Origin of the sequence: Flavobacterium sp. 90 (assembly GCF_004339525.1) — a bacterium.
GTDB lineage: Bacteria > Bacteroidota > Bacteroidia > Flavobacteriales > Flavobacteriaceae > Flavobacterium.
On the sequence record NZ_SMGE01000001.1, the window covers coordinates 5,166,695 to 5,185,394 of the forward strand.

At 35.4% G+C, this 18,700-nt stretch carries 9 protein-coding genes; all 9 read left to right on the forward strand.

Going from position 1 to position 18,700, the window contains the following annotated elements; translation table 11 throughout:
• The first annotated feature begins 2 nt into the window (after positions 1-2).
• The 9 genes from C8C83_RS20820 to C8C83_RS20860 all read left to right on the forward strand — a co-directional run bounded on the left by C8C83_RS20820 (position 3) and on the right by C8C83_RS20860 (position 18,699).
• The gene (locus tag C8C83_RS20820; protein WP_121330482.1) at positions 3-1,013 is read left to right on the forward strand and encodes a 4-hydroxyproline epimerase; all 1,011 of its coding nucleotides are present in this window, start codon (positions 3-5) and stop codon (positions 1,011-1,013) included.
• 76 nt (positions 1,014-1,089) lie between these two features.
• Complete coding sequence (locus C8C83_RS20825; protein ID WP_121330483.1) at positions 1,090-2,325, forward strand: FAD-dependent oxidoreductase; 1,236 nt, start codon at positions 1,090-1,092, stop codon at positions 2,323-2,325.
• Between the two features lie 842 nt (positions 2,326-3,167).
• The gene (locus C8C83_RS20830) at positions 3,168-4,583 is read left to right on the forward strand and encodes an amino acid permease (RefSeq protein ID WP_121330484.1); all 1,416 of its coding nucleotides are present in this window, start codon (positions 3,168-3,170) and stop codon (positions 4,581-4,583) included.
• A gap of 305 nt (positions 4,584-4,888) precedes the next feature.
• Positions 4,889-7,138 (forward strand): S9 family peptidase, encoded by a 2,250-nt coding sequence (locus tag C8C83_RS20835; RefSeq protein WP_132011888.1) that lies wholly within the window; start codon positions 4,889-4,891, stop codon positions 7,136-7,138.
• 58 nt (positions 7,139-7,196) lie between these two features.
• Positions 7,197-10,253, forward strand: a complete 3,057-nt coding sequence (locus C8C83_RS20840) for a beta-L-arabinofuranosidase domain-containing protein (protein ID WP_121330485.1) — start codon at positions 7,197-7,199, stop codon at positions 10,251-10,253.
• Positions 10,254-10,390: 137 nt separating this feature from the next.
• The gene (locus tag C8C83_RS20845; RefSeq protein WP_121330486.1) at positions 10,391-12,082 is read left to right on the forward strand and encodes a DUF885 family protein; all 1,692 of its coding nucleotides are present in this window, start codon (positions 10,391-10,393) and stop codon (positions 12,080-12,082) included.
• 85 nt (positions 12,083-12,167) lie between these two features.
• Positions 12,168-14,858: a DUF5695 domain-containing protein gene (locus tag C8C83_RS20850; RefSeq protein ID WP_121330487.1), complete on the forward strand. Its 2,691-nt coding sequence runs from the start codon at positions 12,168-12,170 to the stop codon at positions 14,856-14,858.
• A gap of 6 nt (positions 14,859-14,864) precedes the next feature.
• Positions 14,865-17,003, forward strand: a complete 2,139-nt coding sequence (locus C8C83_RS20855) for a family 43 glycosylhydrolase (RefSeq protein WP_132011889.1) — start codon at positions 14,865-14,867, stop codon at positions 17,001-17,003.
• A gap of 352 nt (positions 17,004-17,355) precedes the next feature.
• Positions 17,356-18,699, forward strand: a complete 1,344-nt coding sequence (locus C8C83_RS20860) for a DUF6055 domain-containing protein (protein WP_121330489.1) — start codon at positions 17,356-17,358, stop codon at positions 18,697-18,699.
• Position 18,700 lies beyond the last annotated feature (1 nt).

Here is an 18,700-nt window from a genome sequence, read left to right on the forward strand (position 1 = left end):
TTATGCCAAGAAAAACCTTTTTTTGTGTTGATGCACATACGTGCGGAAATCCGGTAAGAGTTGTCGCTGGTGGTGGTCCCAATTTGGTTGGAAACAACATGAGCGAAAAAAGACAACATTTTTTAAAAGAATACGACTGGATTCGTAAAGGACTTATGTTTGAGCCTCGCGGTCATGACATGATGAGTGGAAGTATTTTGTATCCGCCAAGTAATCCTGAAAATGATTTCGGAATTTTATTTATCGAAACTTCGGGTTGTTTGCCAATGTGCGGACATGGAACCATCGGAACCATAACAATTGCGATTGAAGAAGGATTGGTTACACCGAAGATTCCCGGAAAAATTAAGATGGAAGCGCCGGCAGGACTTGTTCAGATCGAATACCAACAAACCGGTAAAAAAGTAGATTGGGTAAGATTGACGAATGTAAAATCATATTTGGCAGCCGAAGGCTTAACGATTGATTGTCCGGAATTAGGCGAGATTGTTTTTGATGTGGCATATGGAGGAAATTATTATGCGATTGTAGATCCGCAAAATAATTTCTCTGGAATTCAGGATTTTACAGCCGGAAAAATTGTTCAGTACAGTCAGGAAGTGCGCAAACGCATTAATGAGAAATATCCAAATATGTTTATTCATCCTGAAAACGATACGATTCGCGATGTAAGTCATATGTTGTGGACAGGAGATCCTATCGATCCAACTTCTTCAGGACGAAATGCCGTTTTTTATGGCGACAAAGCAATCGATCGTTCACCATGCGGAACCGGAACTTCGGCAAGAATTGCACAGCTTCACGCTAAAGGGAAACTAAAAAAAGGAGAAGATTATATACACGAAAGTTTTATTGGAAGTAAGTTTATTGGCAGAGTCGAAGAAGAAACTTCGATAGGCGATATCAAAGCCATTGTACCAAGTATTCAGGGTTGGGCAAAAGTTTACGGTTACAACAATATCATTATTGATGAAGATGATGATCCGTATGCTTTTGGTTTTCAAGTGATTTAAAAAAATGATAATATAAAAAAAATCATTGGTTTACAGAAAAACTTCTTACCAATGATTTTTTAAATTTATAATAGTAATGAAAAAAGTAAGTATAATTGGCGGAGGAATAATTGGCTTATGTTCAGCTTATTATTTAGCCAAAGAAGGTTATGAAGTCGTTGTTTTCGATAAATCAGATATGAGCGACGGTTGTTCTTACGGAAACGCCGGAATGATAGTTCCATCGCATATAATTCCGTTGGCACAACCCGGTATGATTGCACAAGGAATAAAATGGATGTTTGATAGCCAAAGTCCGTTTTATGTAAAACCAAGATTAAATCTGGATTTAATGAAATGGGGATTGCAATTCTACAAACATGCGAATTTAAAGCATGTAGAAAAATCCATGCCGGCACTTTGCAATTTATCGCTTTTGAGTAAAGACTTGTATCAGGATTTTGCAAAACAAAACAACTCCTTTTTTTATGAAGAAAAAGGGCTTTTAATGCTTTATAAAACCGAAAAAACAGGCGAAGAAATTCAGCACGAAGGAATATTGGCAGAAAAATTAGGCTTAGAAGTTGATTTTTTATCCAAAGAAGAAGTTTCAAGATTAGAAAAAGGAACGACTACAGACGTGATTGGTGGCGTACATTACAAAAGTGATGCGCATGTATATCCTCAAAAATTCATGCAATTCCTTAAAGAAGAATTGAGCAGATTAAATGTAAAAATTCATTCGCAAACTACTGTTAATGATTTTGTTTTAAAGAACAATCAGATTTCAGAAATCATAACGGACAAAGGCAATTTCGCAGCAGACGAAGTAGTTTTGGCAACAGGATCTTGGAGTCCGCATATTGCTAAAAAACTAAATGTAAATATTTCGATTTTACCGGGAAAAGGTTACAGTTTTACACTTAACGATCAAAGTCATAAACCGTCAATTCCGACCATTTTATGCGAAGGAAAAGTAGCTGTAACGCCTATGAATAAAGATATTCGTTTTGGAGGAACAATGGAAATAACGCACACCAATGACACCAAAATAAATCAAAACCGATTACAGGGAATCGTAAATTCAATCAATGATTTTTATCCGGATTTAAAAATCGAAATGCCAAAAGAACAAGATACTTGGTTTGGTTTCAGACCTTGTACGCCTTCGGGAATGCCAGTTATTGCGCGAGATAAAAAACTTAAAAATTTAACTTTAGTTACAGGACACGCCATGATGGGATTAAGTCTGGCTCCTGCAACAGGTAAAATTGTAGAAGAAATTATTTCAGGAAAAAAGACTTCTGTAGACACGCAAATGTTTCAACTTTAAAAAAAATCAGCTTCATTTTTAATCAAAATTGAAGCTGATTTTTTTTATTTAATAGGCATAAAATCGTAAAGATTTTGTCATTTCGACGGAGGAGAAATCCTCACGAGAAGCTCGAAAAAGATTGGCGACAATATTGAACGCGGATAACACAGATTCGCTTTGCGAAAACACAGATTAAAAAGGATTTTATCCGCTTAATCTTGTCATTTCGACGGAGGAGAAATCTTCGCAAGAAGCTCGACAAAGATTGGAGACAATATTGAACGCGGATGACACGGATTCGCTTTGCGAAAACGCAGATTAAAACGGATTTTATCAGCTTAATCATGTCATTTCGACGGAGGAGAAATCACACGCGGGATTCGACAAAGATTGACGATTTTGATTACGGAGTTACTTGCGAAGATTTCTCCTCCGTCGAAATGACAAACTAGACGAAAATCTTGTTATGAAAATTCTCGTAAAGGCATAAAATGGGAAAGATTTTGTCATTTCGACGGAGGAGAAATCTTGACGAGAAGCTTGACAAAGATTGAAGACAATTGAACGCGGATGACACGGATTCGCTTTGCGAAAACGCAGATTAAAACGGATTTTATCAGCTTAATCTTGTCATTTCGACGGAGGAGAAATCACACTAGAAGCTCGACAAAGAATGTCGCCAAACTTTGTCGAATCCCGCGTGTGATTTCTCCTCCGTCGAAATGACAAACTAGACGAAAAAGTTTTTAATTACAATATGATAAAAACAAAAACTCACATTACAAAATTCTAAATACTGACCACATTTAGAATTAGAAAAGATTGCCCTATTTTCAAACAAAAAACAAAACAAACCAAAAATGAAAGACCAAAATCAAGAAGAATTTAAAAAAGAATTAGGACTTCTCGACGGAACTATGCTAGTAGTAGGTTCTATGATAGGATCCGGAATATTTATTGTAAGTGCCGATATTGCCAGACAAGTAGGTTCAACTGGATGGCTTATTTTAATTTGGCTATTTTCAGGATTAATTACTATGATTGCGGCGGTAAGTTATGGAGAATTAAGCGCCATGTTTCCCAATGCTGGCGGACAATATGTGTATTTAAAAGAAGCATATAATAAATTAATTGCCTTTTTGTACGGCTGGAGTTTTTTTGCTGTAATCCAAACCGGAACTATTGCGGCGGTTGGAGTGGCGTTTTCAAAATTTGCAGCCTATTTAATTCCTGCTGTCAGCGACGAAAATATCTTATACGAAATAGGAAATTTCAAACTCAATGTCGCTCAGATTGTTTCTATTGTAACGATTATTTTTCTAACGTATTTGAATACTCGCGGTGTAAAAAACAGCAAGATTCTACAAACCATTTTAACGATTATAAAAATACTTTCTATTTCAGGATTAATCATCTTCGGATTTACTTTGGCAGCAAAAGCCTCAATTTGGAATGCCAATTGGACAGATGCCTGGACACCGCGCTCTTTTAATACAGAAACTGGTTCATGGCTCCCAATTAATGCTACGGCTTTGATTTCGGGGATTTCAGCGGCTATGGTTGGAACTTTATTTTCCAGCGATTCCTGGACAGGAGTTACTTTTATTGCAGGAGAGATAAAAAATCCAAAGCGAAATGTTGGATTAAGCATGTTTCTGGGAACCTTAATCGTAACAATCATTTATGTTTTAACGAATTTAATGTACGTGGCAGTTATTCCGTTAACCGAAATTGCAACAGCAAAATCGGATAGAGTAGCGGTGGTTGCTTCAGATTATATTTTTGGAGATATTGGAACGTTAATTATTGCGCTTATGATTATGATTTCGACATTTGCCTGCAATAATGGCTTAATTATGGCGGGAGCCAGAGTTTATTATACGATGGCAAATGACGGTTTATTCTTTAAAAAAGCAGCTAATTTAAATAATGCAAGTGTTCCTGCGTGGGCACTTTGGGCGCAATGTATTTGGGCTTCTGTATTATGTCTTACCGGAAAATACGGTGATTTATTGGACTTTGTAATCATCATTGTTTTGATTTTTTATATCCTTACGATCTACGGAATTATGCGTTTGCGTAAAAAAATGCCAGATGCTGTTCGTCCGTATAAAGCAATTGGATATCCTTTTTTACCGATTTTTTATATCATAATTGCTTCGGCTGTTTGTGTTTCGTTATTGTTTACGAAATTTTCAACTTGCGGTTGGGGAGTTTTAATTATGTTAATCGGAATACCTGTTTATTATCTGATAAAGGAAAAAAGCCCAAACTAATTTTTTGAATTCCTAACAGGTTTTTAAAACCTGTTAGGTCTCCTAAATATCGACAACGTAATGTAATACGCACTGCTGTGCGCCTCTACAATAGCATATCGTTCAATTGATTACTACAGATAAATATTCGCTTTTACTTCATTGATCTCTATGATATTAGAAAAACTGAAATTAGGAAGATTATTAGTATTTAATAACTGATTTTGTTTGAATTTCAATTTCGATGGATAATATAATATTACTATGTGTTAATATTAACCCACATCAGTCAATAAATAATATATATTTTTATAAATATTTAAATTATGGGAACAACTAGTAAAAAAATAAGTGTATTTTTAACACTTTCATGGTGTTTGATAACTCAGGCTCAAGGAACTTTAAAGGAATATAAAAAGGCAAATGCCGTAGATTCTTTATTTAAGAATAAAGTTATTAATACTCCGAAGGAATTTCATTGGATTGGAAACGATTATGTTTGGTACAGCAATAATCTGCTAAAAGGAAAAGAATTTCTTTTGGTTAATACCAAAGAACAGAAACAAGCACAAGCTTTCGATCATAATAAGTTGGGACAATCTTTATCAAAATTTTTAGGAAAAGAGGTAAAATCAAACGATTTGCCAATTGAAAATTTAGAATTTGATAAAACTTTGTCAACCTTAGTTTTTACAACAGATACAACTAAAGCTTCTTGTAATTTAAAGACGTATGAAATTGCTAAAATTGGACCTTATAAAAAGCCAGCAAAAACAGATGATTATTGGGGCGGTAATTTTGATGAATTGGGAAATAAACCTGTAGGTTCTCCGGATTCTTTGAATGTTGCGTTTATCAAAAACTATAATTTATATATCAAGAATAAGAAAACAAAAGTTGAAACGCAGTTAAGTTACGATGGTTCAAAAGGCTTTTATTATTCTTCGTATTTACAATGGTCGCCAAACAGTAAGGAAATAATGGCTTATAAAGTCAGACCTGGAGAAGATCATAAAATTTATTTTGTAGAGTCAAGTCCGGCAGATCAGTTTCAGCCAAAATTGCAAACCAGAGATTATTTAAAACCTGGAGATCAATTACCATTCAAAAGTCCGCAATTGTTTGCTGTAGCTTCAAAAAAGCAAATTTCGGTTGCTACAGATTTATTTCAAGAACAATATGAGTTGAGCGGAATCGAATGGAAAGACGACAGCAGCGCTTTTACTTTTGAATTTAATCAAAGAGGACATCAGGTTTATCGTGTTTTGGAAGTAAATGCAACAACTGGAAAAGTAAAAGTCATTATAGAAGAAACCAGTCCGACATTTGTAGATTATAGCGGAAAAAGATACCGTTACGACCTTAAAAAAAGCAATGAAATTATTTGGGCTTCGGAACGTGATGGCTGGAATCATTTATATTTATACGATGCCATTTCCGGAAAAGTAAAAAATCAGATTACTAAAGGAAATTGGCCAGTAAGAGAAGTTTTAAAAGTAGATGAAGAAAAAAAACAAATCTATTTTACTGCAAGCGGATTAGACAGCGATCAGGATCCGTATTTATTGCAGTTTTGCCGAATTGATTTTAACGGAAAAAACTTTACCAGATTAACGACAGAAAACGGAAATCATAAAGTAACTTTTTCACCGGATTATAAATATTATGTCGATCAATATTCAAGAGTAGACGCGGCGCCAATTACGGTTTTGAAAAGTATTGATTCTCAAAAAACAATTGTTGAATTACAAAAAGCAGATATTTCGGCATTGCAAAAAACAGGATGGATTGCTCCGGAAGTTTTTACGGCAAAAGCAAGAGATGGCAAAACAGATATTTGGGGCGTTATTGTACGCCCGACAACTTTTGATCCGAATCGTAAATATCCAATTATCGAATATATTTATGCAGGGCCGCAGGATTCATTTGTTCCAAAGAATTTTCAGCCTTATTATTGGGCAATGTCATCGCTGGCAGAATTAGGATTTATCGTGGTTCAGATTGACGGAATGGGAACTTCAAATCGCTCAAAAGTTTTTCATGATGTATGTTGGAAAAACTTAAAAGATGGTGGTTTCCCAGACAGAAAACTTTGGATGAAAGCCGCTGCAGCCAAATATCCTTATATGAATATTGACAAAGTAGGAATTCACGGAACATCTGCGGGAGGACAAAATGCCGGAGCAGCTTTGGTTTTTAACTCTGATTTTTATGATGTTGCCGTTGCATCTTGTGGTTGCCACGATAATAGAATGGATAAAATGTGGTGGAACGAACAATGGATGGGATATCCGGTTGGACCAGAATATGAAGCGTGTTCTAATACCGCAAATGCAGCACAATTAGGCGGAAATTTAATGTTGATTGTGGGAGAATTAGACGATAATGTTGATCCTGCGTCAACGATGCAATTTGCAAACGCTTTAATAAAAGCCAATAAAAACTTTGAGTTAGTAACTGTTCCGGGAATGGGACATTCAGCAGGAGGAGATTTTGGAGAACGTAAGCGAAGAGATTATTTTGTACAGCATTTATTAGGCGTGATTCCGCCAACTTGGGAAGAAATTTATAAGTAGAAAATTCCTCAGAAGTAGAAAAAGGGAGTTTTGTAAATCATAAGAAAAAGAAGTAGTGATGAAAAAATATCAATTATTTATTTGTGTAATGTTAAGTTTTTGGGCTTCGTGTACCACAAGTTTACGCGCACAAAACGGCGACCAGATTTTAGACGGAATTGGAGAAACGGGATTAATTGCACGTTATGTTTTTGATGGCGATGCAAAAGATTGGTCGCGAAATAATTTACACGGAAAAATTCAGGATACAAAAGCTAAGTTTGTAAATGACGAACTTTTTGGTACTGTACTTTCTTTGCCTGCAGATAGTAAAGCATTTGTTTCAATTCCCGGAGACGGATTAATTGGCGAAGAATCTTTGAGTATTTCAGGATGGATTTTCTTAAGATCGGCACAAAAGAATCAGCGCTTTTTTGATTTCGGAAAAAACACAAATTCACATTGGTTTTTTGCACCAACAGGAACTCAAAATGAAGATGGAATTCAAACTGAAGTAAGTACAGAAGCAGGAGCAAAATATAAAACAAAAGGTGCAGTTTTAGAAACCGGAAAATGGAATCATGTAGCCGTTGTAATTAATATTCCATCAAAAACAATCAGCACTTTTGTGAATGGTTTGTTGGTAAATGAAACTAAGAATGTAGAATTGGATTTAGCGAAATTATTCGATTATAATTCGGCAGAAAAAAATAAGCTTTATATTGGAAAATCGCTTGGTGATGAAAACATTTATCTGAATGCAAAACTTCATGATTTCAGAATTTACAGAGTTCCTTTGACAGACAAACAAATCACGAGAATTTATAATAATGCCTTAAAAGAAGGACAGGAAGAAGAATCGGGAGAAGAACAAACTACAGATTTACCAAAATTTCCTGTTGGAACGCCACAACTTTACAATCAATTTTTAGCAAGTGTTGCAGACGTAAAAGTTGAAACCGTTGTAGGATCGCTTCCAAGATTACCAAGTTACATTAAAGGAGTTTACAAAAATGGAATTCAAGGTCCGGAAGTTCGCGTAATTTGGCCTTCGCCGAAAGATAATAATCAAGTACTTAAAAGTGGACAATATACTGTAACCGGAACAGTTTCGGGAACAGATTTAAAACCAAAAGCAATTGTAACCGTAAAAGATGCAAAAGAAGCTGCAACTCCAGAACGCAAACTGGAAGCTTTTAAATTAGAGCAAGTTGTATTGAATTCTGATGCTGACGGACACGAGACAAAATTTGTTGAAAATCGTGATAAATTTTTATCCACATTGGCAACAACAGATCCAGATTCGTTCTTATATATGTTTCGTAATGCTTTTGGGCAACAACAACCAAAAGAAGCTGAACCACTTGGCGTTTGGGATACACAAGAAACAAAATTACGCGGTCACGCAACAGGACATTATTTAACTGCAATTGCTCAGGCATATGCAAGCACAGGTTATGACAAAGCACTTCAGGCAAATTTTGCCAATAAAATGGAGTATATGGTAAATACACTGTACCAGTTATCTCAGCTTTCGGGCAAACCAAAAACAGCAGGAGGAAAATTTGTGTCAGATCCAACTGCTGTTCCCTTTGGTCCGGGCAAAACTGCCTACGATTCTGATTTAAGTACGGAAGGAATCCGTACTGATTATGAAAATTGGGGAACTGGATTTATCAGCGCTTATCCGCCGGATCAATTTATTATGTTGGAAAACGGTGCAATGTACGGCGGACAAAAAACGCAAATTTGGGCGCCTTATTATACTTTACATAAAATCCTTGCCGGATTAATGGACGTCTACGAAGTTAGCGGAAATGAAAAAGCATTAGAAACCGCAAAAGGAATGGGAAATTGGGTTTATGCCCGCATGAAAAAGCTTCCAACAGAAACGCTTATCAGTATGTGGAACCGATATATTGCTGGAGAATTTGGCGGAATGAACGAAGCAATGGCAAGATTATACCGAATCACAAAAGATCCTCATTATCTTGAAGTTGCACAGTTATTTGACAATATCAAAGTGTTTTATGGCGATGCAAATCACGCCCACGGATTAGCCAAAAATGTGGACACTTTTAGAGGTTTACACGCCAATCAGCATATTCCGCAAATTATGGGAGCGCTTGAAATGTACCGCGATTCAAACACACCGGATTATTACCGCGTAGCCGATAATTTTTGGTACAAAACAGTAAACGATTATATGTACACAATTGGCGGAGTTGCGGGAGCAAGAAATCCTGCAAATGCCGAATGTTTTATCAGTCAGCCGGCAACGATTTACGAAAATGGTTTCTCGTCTGGCGGACAAAATGAAACTTGTGCAACCTATAATATGCTTAAACTAACGGGAGATTTATTTCTATATGAGCAACGTGGCGAATTAATGGATTATTACGAACGTGGTCTTTACAATCACATTCTTTCATCAGTAGCCGAAAATAGTCCGGCAAATACGTATCATGTTCCTTTAAGACCAGGTTCTGTAAAACAATTTGGAAATGCTCACATGACAGGTTTTACGTGCTGTAACGGAACTGCAATTGAAAGCAATACGAAATTTCAAAATTCAATTTATTTTAAAAGTGCTGATAATAATGCGCTTTATGTAAATCTGTACGTGCCTTCGACTTTAAATTGGACAGAAAAAAATATAACTGTAGAACAAACAACAGATTTTCCTAATGAAGATTTTACGAAGTTAAAGATTAAAGGCAACGGCAAATTTGATCTGAAAGTTCGTGTGCCACATTGGGCAACCAAAGGATTTTTTGTAAAAATAAATGGAAAAGAAGAAAAAGTAAAAGCAACACCGGGAAGTTATCTTTCATTGAATAAAAAATGGAAAGATGGCGATATAGTGGAATTGCGTATGCCATTTCAATTTCACTTGGAACCGGTTATGGATCAGCAAAATATTGCGAGTTTATTTTACGGACCAATTTTATTGGCTGCACAAGAAACAGAACCTAGAAAAGATTGGCGCAAAGTTACTTTTGATGCAAATGATATTAGCAAAGCAATACAAGGAAATCCTAAAAAGTTAGAGTTTACGATAGACGGAGTTTCATACAAACCGTTTTACGAAACCTACGGACGCCATTCGGTTTATCTGGATGTTACACTGAAATAATACTTAAAAAAGTTAGCCACGAATTACACGAATTTTCACGAATTATTTTGAGAAATCGTATTAAAATCCCCATAAGAATTAGTAAAAATTCGTGCAATTCGTGGCAAAAAAACCTTTAGAATCATCAAACCAAAAACATGAAAAAATTAATTCTAAGCCTTATTTTATTTTTATTTACGGTAACATCTTCATTTTCCAGTGAACTTATAGATGTCGTAAATACTTTTCAGGCAGACAAAACCGCTTTGCAAAATTTTTATCCCAATAGAGAATCGGAGGAATATTATGTGCGTTTCTCTAAGTTTTATTCTGATTGGGAGAAAACAGTAAAAAATATCGATTTTAAAAGTTTATCCAAAGACGGAAAAGTGGATTATTTATTATTGAAAAATCTAATCAATAAAGAAAATTATTTTTTACAAATAGAATACAAAGGCTATAAAGAAGTGGCTTCGGTTTTGGATTTCTCCGATGAAATAAATGTTTTTATCAAAGAAAGAAGAAGAGGAAAACATCCGGTTTCTAATCAATTGGCGAAAGCTTTTGATGTTGCAGCAAATAATATTGATAAAAAAACAGAGACTTTAAAAGCCAAACCTTTTAAAGATTGGTTTGCCGCCGATAAAGCAGCAAAATCTGTAGCTTATTTTAACCAATCGCTTAAAGAGGCTTATGAGTTTTATTACAGTTATGATCCAGATTTTACATGGTGGATGGAAAAACCGTATAAAAAGTTATCAGAGAAATTGAAAGCTTACGAAGATTTTTTAAAAACAAATTATTCTCAAACCAGCATAAAAGATGACGGAAGCGGTATTATTGGAAAACCAATTGGAAGAGAAGCAGTAATCAAAAGTTTGTCTTACGAATATATTCCGTATTCTCCAGAAGAACTTATTGCTGCTGCTCAAAGTCAATTTGAATGGTGTAAAAAAGAAATGATAAAAGCCTCAACCGAATTAGGTTATGGAAATGATTGGAAAAAAGCATTAGAACACGTTAAAGACACTTATGTTCCCGCAGGCGAACAACCGCAAGCGATTACGAGCCTTTACAATCAATCGATTAAATTTATTGAAGACAAAGATTTAATTACGTTGCCGGATTTGACAAAAGAAACCTGGCAGATGATTATGATGACGCCGGAACGTCAAAAAGTAAATCCGTTTTTTACAGGAGGCTGGGAAATCAGTATTTCATATCCAACTCAGGATATGGATCAGAAAGACAAATTGATGAGCATGCGCGGAAACAATCCTAATTTTTCTTTTGCAACGGTTCAACACGAATTACTTCCGGGACATAATTTGCAGTTCTTTATGAACAGCCGTTATAAGTCGTATCGTCAGCCTTTTGATACTCCGTTTTGGATGGAAGGTTGGGCTTTGTATTGGGAAATTATTCTTTGGAACAAACAATTTCCGCAAACACCGGAGCAAAAATTAGGAATGTTATTCTGGAGAATTCACCGTTGTGCCCGAATCATTTTCTCCTTAAAATATCATTTAGGAGAATTGACACCACAACAATGTATTGACTTATTAGTAAACGAAGTTGGACACGAAAAAGCCAATGCAGAAGCCGAAGTCAGACGTTCTTTTGCCAGCGGAGACGCACCATTATATCAAGTCGCTTATATGACTGGAGGTTTACAATTTTATGCTTTAAGAAATGAATTGTTAGCAAAAGGATGGACAGAAAAGCAGTTTCACGATCGCGTTTTGAAAGAGAATATAATGCCGGTTGAAATGCTTCGGATTTTATTGGAAGATTTACCGGTTTCAGAAGATTATAAAACGAATTGGAAGTTTTCGACTGATTTCAAATAATGAAAATAGTTTAGATTTTATCATTTAAAAAAGTATAACTAAGAGACTAAATCAGATTGGTTTAGATCTTAAAATAATAAGAATTATGAAGAAAATACAACTTTTGGCTTTAGTATTTTGTTGCACAATAGGTTCGACTAATGTGCAGGCACAAGAATATTGGGATCGAATTAAAGCGAAAAAATCAACGCTTGAAGTCGACAAAGGATTTACTGTTTTGAATACAAAATCGTTTGAATTGAAAATATTAAAATCTTCTCAAACGGTAGCAGCATTATCGCCACTTTCAGATAAAACTTTTGATTTTACGCCTGGAGAAAGACTTTCTATTCGTGATAAAGACGGACTTTATCAATTGGGAGATATCAATCTTCGGGTAAAAGCTGCGGATGGAACCTGGAAAAGTTATTCTACAGCAGAAAAAAGAGCTTCTGTAACTCCGTTAAATGTTTCGGGGAATATTTTGGCTGCAGCCGATCTTTCGAACACATTACCAACTGATATTCCGGTAACGATAAAACGTTATTACGAAGAAAAAGACGGGAATTTAGTTTTACGTTTTGAGATTACAAACAAATCAAATACGACTCAGGAAATTGGAGCTTTAGGCGTTCCGATGGTTTTTAATAACATTCTGGAAGGAAAAACATTAGACGAAACACACGTTCACAATGTATTTTTTGATCCATATATTGGTAAAGATGCGGGTTATCTTGAAGTAAAAAGATTAAGCGGTCATGGTCCGGCATTGTTGGTGCTTCCGGAAGCAAATATGCCTTTTGAAGCGTATCGTCCGTTATTGGATGATGAAACGCCAAGAAGTATTGTTTTTGAAGGTTTTCATGAATGGATGCCTTTTAGTAAAGCTTACGCCGAAAATGAATGGAAATCAGCTGATCAATGGAATACGCCAACTTCATTAGTACTTAAGGCGGGAGAAACTAAAAGTTTTTCTTTGAAATTTGTATTAGTAGATCAAATTGAAAATATTCAAAATTCTTTAGTTCAAAACGATCGTCCGGTTGCAGTTGGAGTTCCGGGTTATGTTTTGCCTCAGGATGTTGACGGACAACTTTTTCTAAAATATAGTAAAGCAGTAAAATCTTTTAAAGTTGAACCTGAAGGCGCTTTAGTTATAGAACAAAAATCAAAAAATAAAAATGGTTATTTTCAATATGCTGTTCACGGAAAAAAATGGGGAAGAGCAAGATTAACCGTTGTATATGAAGACGGATTACAACAAACAATCAATTATAAAGTAATAAAATCAGAAACAAATGTTGTAGCTGACTTTGGAAATTTCCTGACAACAGCTCAATGGTTTGACGAAAAAAACGATCCGTTTCATAGAAATCCTTCGGTAATCTCTTATGATTATGAAACTAAAAAACAAGTAACTCAGGACAGTCGTGTCTGGATTTCAGGTTTAAGTGACGAAGGTGGAGCAGGAGGCTGGCTTGGTGCAGTAATGAAACAATTAATTGAACCAAAAAAAGAAGAAGTAGAAAAATTACAGCAGTTTGTTGATAAAACTTTATGGGGAAGTATTCAGTATAATACAGCTGATACGCTTAAATACGGAGTTAAAAAGAGTGTTTTTTATTATGAGCCAACTTTAATGCCGGAAGAAACTTACAGCAAAGATGTTAATTATAAAACATGGGCTGCATGGGACAAAAAAGGCGCTGATGATCCGGGAAGATCTTATAATTATCCGCACGTTGCCGCTGCTTATTGGACAATGTATCGTTTGGCGAGATATCATGACGGCTTGGTTACAAATCATGCGTGGGATTGGTATTTGAAAAATGCTTATGAAACAAGTATTGCAATGACAAGATTAGCGCCGTATTATGCGCAGTTTGGACAAATGGAAGGAACGGTGTTTTTATTGATTTTGAAAGATTTAAAAACCGAAGGTTACACAGAAATGGCTACTATCCTGGAAGCTAAAATGAAAGAAAGAGCGGATCACTGGAGAACTTTAAATTATCCTTTTGGAAGTGAAATGCCTTGGGATTCTACAGGTCAGGAAGAAGTTTATATGTGGTCAGATTATTTTGGATACACAGATAAAGCAAAGATTACATTAGACGCAATTTTGGCTTATATGCCTACAATGCCACACTGGGCTTATAACGGAAATGCGCGCAGATATTGGGACTTTTTATACGGAGGAAAATTATCAAGAGTAGAACGTCAGATTCATCATTATGGTTCGGCTTTGAATGCGATTCCGGTTTTGGAACAATTCAGAAAAACACCTGAAGATTTCCATTTATTAAAAGTTGGTTACGGAGGATTATTAGGCGGAATTTCGAATATTACCGAAGATGGTTTTGGAGCTGCGGCTTTTCACTCTTATCCTGAAACTTTAAGAATTGATTATTTATCAGGAGATTACGGTTCTGGTTTCTTTGGTTATGCGGTTAATACAGCCACTTTTATTACCAATGAAAAAGATTATGGATGGGTTGCTTTTGGAGGAAATGTAAAAGAAAAAGGAGATGAAATTGTAGTTGATATTACAACAGCTGCAAAATCTAAAGTATTCATCGCTCCTAAAAAAATATGGTTAACATTAGACGCAGGTACTTTTAACAAAGTAGCTTATAATACTAAAACTGGTGCGATTACTATTACTTTAGATCCAAAAACTACTTACACGCCAAATGCTTATTTGAGAGTAGATCAGGATGTTAAATTATCATATGAAAAAGTAAGAGGCGCTTATAAAATAGCTTTGAAAAACAAACCAGTTGAAATTAAACTATAAGATTCAATGCCGAAAAAGAAACTAATTTACTGTTTATGCATGCTTATTTTTGCAGGAACTATTTTTGCTCAAAAAGATGTTGCTGTAAATTCTCCCGGCACTGGAAATCCAATTTTGCCGGGTTGGTTTGCCGATCCTACGATTAAAAAATTTGGAGATACCTATTACATCTATGCCACGACAGACAATGAAATGCTGGCATCGGGCGCTCCAACCGTCTGGTACAGTAAAGACTTTAAAAACTGGTATAATTATATCATGGAAATTCCTTCTTTTTCGGCAAAATCGATTACCAATTTTTGGGCACCCGATATTATCGAAGGAAAAGATGGTAAATATTATTTGTATTTTGGAAACTGCGAAATAGGCTGTAATATTTATGGCTATGTTTCGGATTCTCCTGTTGGACCTTGGAAAAAATTAAGCGAAAATGATACTCCGGTGATTTCAAACGGATATCCAAAAGAGAATTTTCCATCTCTGGATGCGCAGTTTTTTACCGATACTGATGGTAAAATATACAGTTATTGGGGAACTTGGGTGCATTATAACGGCGGATATGCTGTTGGTGAATTGAACAAGAATAATATGAGTGAAATGATGCATTCAACCAATATTCCGTTAGAGCAAACGCCGGCACCTTTTGAAGCTGCTTACATGATGAAAAAAGGTTCTAAATACATTTTGATGTATTCCGGAGCGTCTTGTCATGATGAAACATATAATGTTCGTTATTCTTATTCGAATTCGCCATACGGACCTTTTACGCCCGGAAAAAACAATCCGATTTTGAGTACAAATGAAGATCAAACCGTTCACGGTCCCGGTCATCATTCGATCTTACAGGAAAAAGACGATTATTATATCGTTTATCACAAACATGATTATCCAATGACGCGAGGCGGACTTGCGAGACAAGTTTGTATTGATAAATTGATTTTTGAAAATGATTCGACAATCAAAAAAGTCGTTCCTTCAAGCAAAGGAATTGCTGATTTAGTGAAGTCTGAAGTTCCTGAAAATATTGCTTTTGGAGCAAAAACTACCGCTTCGTCATTTTATCATTTAAAGTCGACACAATACGATTACGAATACAAACCTTCGTATGCGACAGATGATAATAATGCCACAATGTGGAAAGCAGCAGATAATACTTCAGCGCAACATTTAATTATTGATTTAGGTTCTGAGAAGAAAGTAAAACGAGTAATGACGCAATTTGAATTTGCGAGTTATTATTACCAATATAAATTGGAATATTCTGCCGATGGTAAAAAATGGAATTTATTTGCTGATAAATCCAAAAATCGTATAGCAGGAAGTCCAATGATTGATGATAATGATGTAACAGCGCGTTTTATAAAATTAACAGTTCTGGGTACTGAAAAAACAGGACTTTATGCCGCAATTTGGAACATTAAAGTCTACAGTTCATTATTTGAGATTCCCTTGCAATTGCAAAACAAAGAATCGAAAATAAGTCCGGCGCCAAAAAGTTCTAAGAAATTATTGGTAGATTTTGATGCCAGTAAAATTCAAAATAAAGTCGCTATAAATTCAGTTTCGAATAAAGGATCTCTTGGCGGAACTTTTGTCAAAAGCGGAGACGTTTCTTTAGAAAATGTAGACGGAATAAAAGCGTTCAATTTTAAAAATGGAGCTTTTACTTTAGATAAAGCGGTGCCAAAAACATTGGCTTGGAATGGTTCTTATACCGTTGCAACCTGGGTTAAAAATCCTGAAATACCAAAAGAAGGTGATATTTTGTTATCATGGTGCGACAGAAACGAATTTGGCTTAGCCAATTCCTACAATACATTGGCTTACAATAGCGGAAGTTATGGCGCAGGAGTACATCTTGACGGTCATTTTGATATGAAATACAATAAAGTTCCCGAAGCTAATAAATGGCATTTTATTGTTTTAACTTTTGATGGTGTTGTAGAGAAAGTGTATGTCGATGGCGTTTTAGACAATTCGCAGAATATGCTTTTATCTTCGGCAATTGATAAAGCCAAAATAATAATTGGAGCATCTGATATTGGAGAAAATTTCTCCGGTTTTATGGCTTCATTGCGTTTGTATGATTATGCACTTAATGAAAAGGATTTAGTTAAACTAATGAATGACACCGCAAAAAAATAAATTAAAAACGTCTTTTAAGCGCAATTAATCTTAAACAGATTTTATTGTGATTAAGAGGCATTTTATTTAATTAAAATGCATCCCGAGGCTTCGGGCAATATCATTAAGTTAAACTTTTTGAAAATAAAATTAATCTCGTAAGAATGCAGTTTAAGCGCAATATTGTCATTTCGACGAAGGAAAAATCTTCGCAAGTAACTCCGCAATGAGAATCCAATCTTTGTCGAGCTTCTCACGAAGATTTACTTCGTCTGTTCGCTATCGCTCGGGTCTCCTTCGTCGAAATGATAAAATCTCTACGATTTAGTGTCATAGTATTATCGATTTTCTTTAGTCAATAAAAACAATCATTATGTTTCAAAACAAAGGCTTTACAAAGATTTTAATAGTCATAACTTGTTTGGCTTTTTTTGTTGTTTCTGCTCAGGAAATAAAAAATAAAGAACTCTATATTCCTAAAAAAGTATGGATGTTGCCTGAAAATAATGATTATAAAGATCCAAAGAGCGATTACAACTTTGATCACATGATTACTTCGGCAAATTTTGCCATCTTTTGGCACAAGGATTATGGCAAAGATCCAATGTTGAATACCGAAGTAACAGAAAGATTTGACCCCAATAAAATGTTGAGTGAGTGCGAACGAATTTATAATGTTTATGTCAATCAGCTAAAATTGGTTCAATCAGGAAATTCGCTTACGGATAAATATAAAATTCTGATTTTTGTATTTAAAGGTGAAGAAAAAGCAGCATTTGGCGGTGGCGACGAAGATAAAGTTGGAATTTTCTGGACGCCGGCAGTTCGCGTAAACAAAGAACCTTACGGAGTTTTGGCGCACGAATTAGGACACAGTTTTCAGTATTTAAGCCATGCCGATACCGGAAAAGGTCCCGACGGAACTATTATGGAAATGTCTGCACAATATATGCTTTGGCAGGTTTATTCGGGTTGGATGACTTTTGAAAATTATCATTTGGTTGATTATTTGAAAGGAACTTATTATGGATTTCTGCATCCTTATAATATGTATCATTCACCTTATGTAATTGAATATTGGTCGGAGAAACACGGGAAAGATTTCTTTGGGAAATTAATGCGAAATTCTAATGAAGGCGAAGATCCTGTAATGACTTACAAGCGTTTAAACTCGATTAATCAGGAACAGTTTAACGACGAAATGTTTGATGCTTCAAGGCGATTTATTACTTGGGATTTGCCTAGAATTGATTCGGTTGCAAAACGGTATGCGAATAAACATTTTACTAAAGTTAATAAATTGAAGGACAAGTGGTATATAGTTGATTCGATCAATTGTCCTCAGAATTACGGATATAACGGAATCCAGTTAAATATTCCTAAATTGGGAACTAAATTAGAATTGAATTTTAAAGGAATTGCCGGAGAAAACGGTTTCTCAAAAGTAAAAATAGAAAAAGCAGGATGGCGATATGGTTTTGTGGCTCAGCAAAAAAATGGAAAACGAATATATAGCCAAATCTTCAAAAAAAATAACGGCAAAGTATCTTTTAAAGTCCCAAAAGATACAGAACATTTATGGCTGGTAGTTTTGGGAGCGCCAACAGAACATTGGTCTCGGCCAAATAGATGGGGCGATAATCCGGACAAAACGCCTGATGAACAATGGCCTTATGAGTTTCAGTTATCAGGTACAACACTTGCCGATTTGAAATGAA

What these genes read in the sequence shown, in the direction of transcription:
- C8C83_RS20820 (WP_121330482.1), top strand. Translation starts at nt 3, where the DNA reads ATGCCAAGAAAAACCTTTTTTTGTGTTGATGCACATACGTGCGGAAAT.
- C8C83_RS20825 (WP_121330483.1), top strand. Translation starts at nt 1,090, where the DNA reads ATGAAAAAAGTAAGTATAATTGGCGGAGGAATAATTGGCTTATGTTCA.
- C8C83_RS20830 (WP_121330484.1), top strand. Translation starts at nt 3,168, where the DNA reads ATGAAAGACCAAAATCAAGAAGAATTTAAAAAAGAATTAGGACTTCTC.
- C8C83_RS20835 (WP_132011888.1), top strand. Translation starts at nt 4,889, where the DNA reads ATGGGAACAACTAGTAAAAAAATAAGTGTATTTTTAACACTTTCATGG.
- C8C83_RS20840 (WP_121330485.1), top strand. Translation starts at nt 7,197, where the DNA reads ATGAAAAAATATCAATTATTTATTTGTGTAATGTTAAGTTTTTGGGCT.
- C8C83_RS20845 (WP_121330486.1), top strand. Translation starts at nt 10,391, where the DNA reads ATGAAAAAATTAATTCTAAGCCTTATTTTATTTTTATTTACGGTAACA.
- C8C83_RS20850 (WP_121330487.1), top strand. Translation starts at nt 12,168, where the DNA reads ATGAAGAAAATACAACTTTTGGCTTTAGTATTTTGTTGCACAATAGGT.
- C8C83_RS20855 (WP_132011889.1), top strand. Translation starts at nt 14,865, where the DNA reads ATGCCGAAAAAGAAACTAATTTACTGTTTATGCATGCTTATTTTTGCA.
- C8C83_RS20860 (WP_121330489.1), top strand. Translation starts at nt 17,356, where the DNA reads ATGTTTCAAAACAAAGGCTTTACAAAGATTTTAATAGTCATAACTTGT.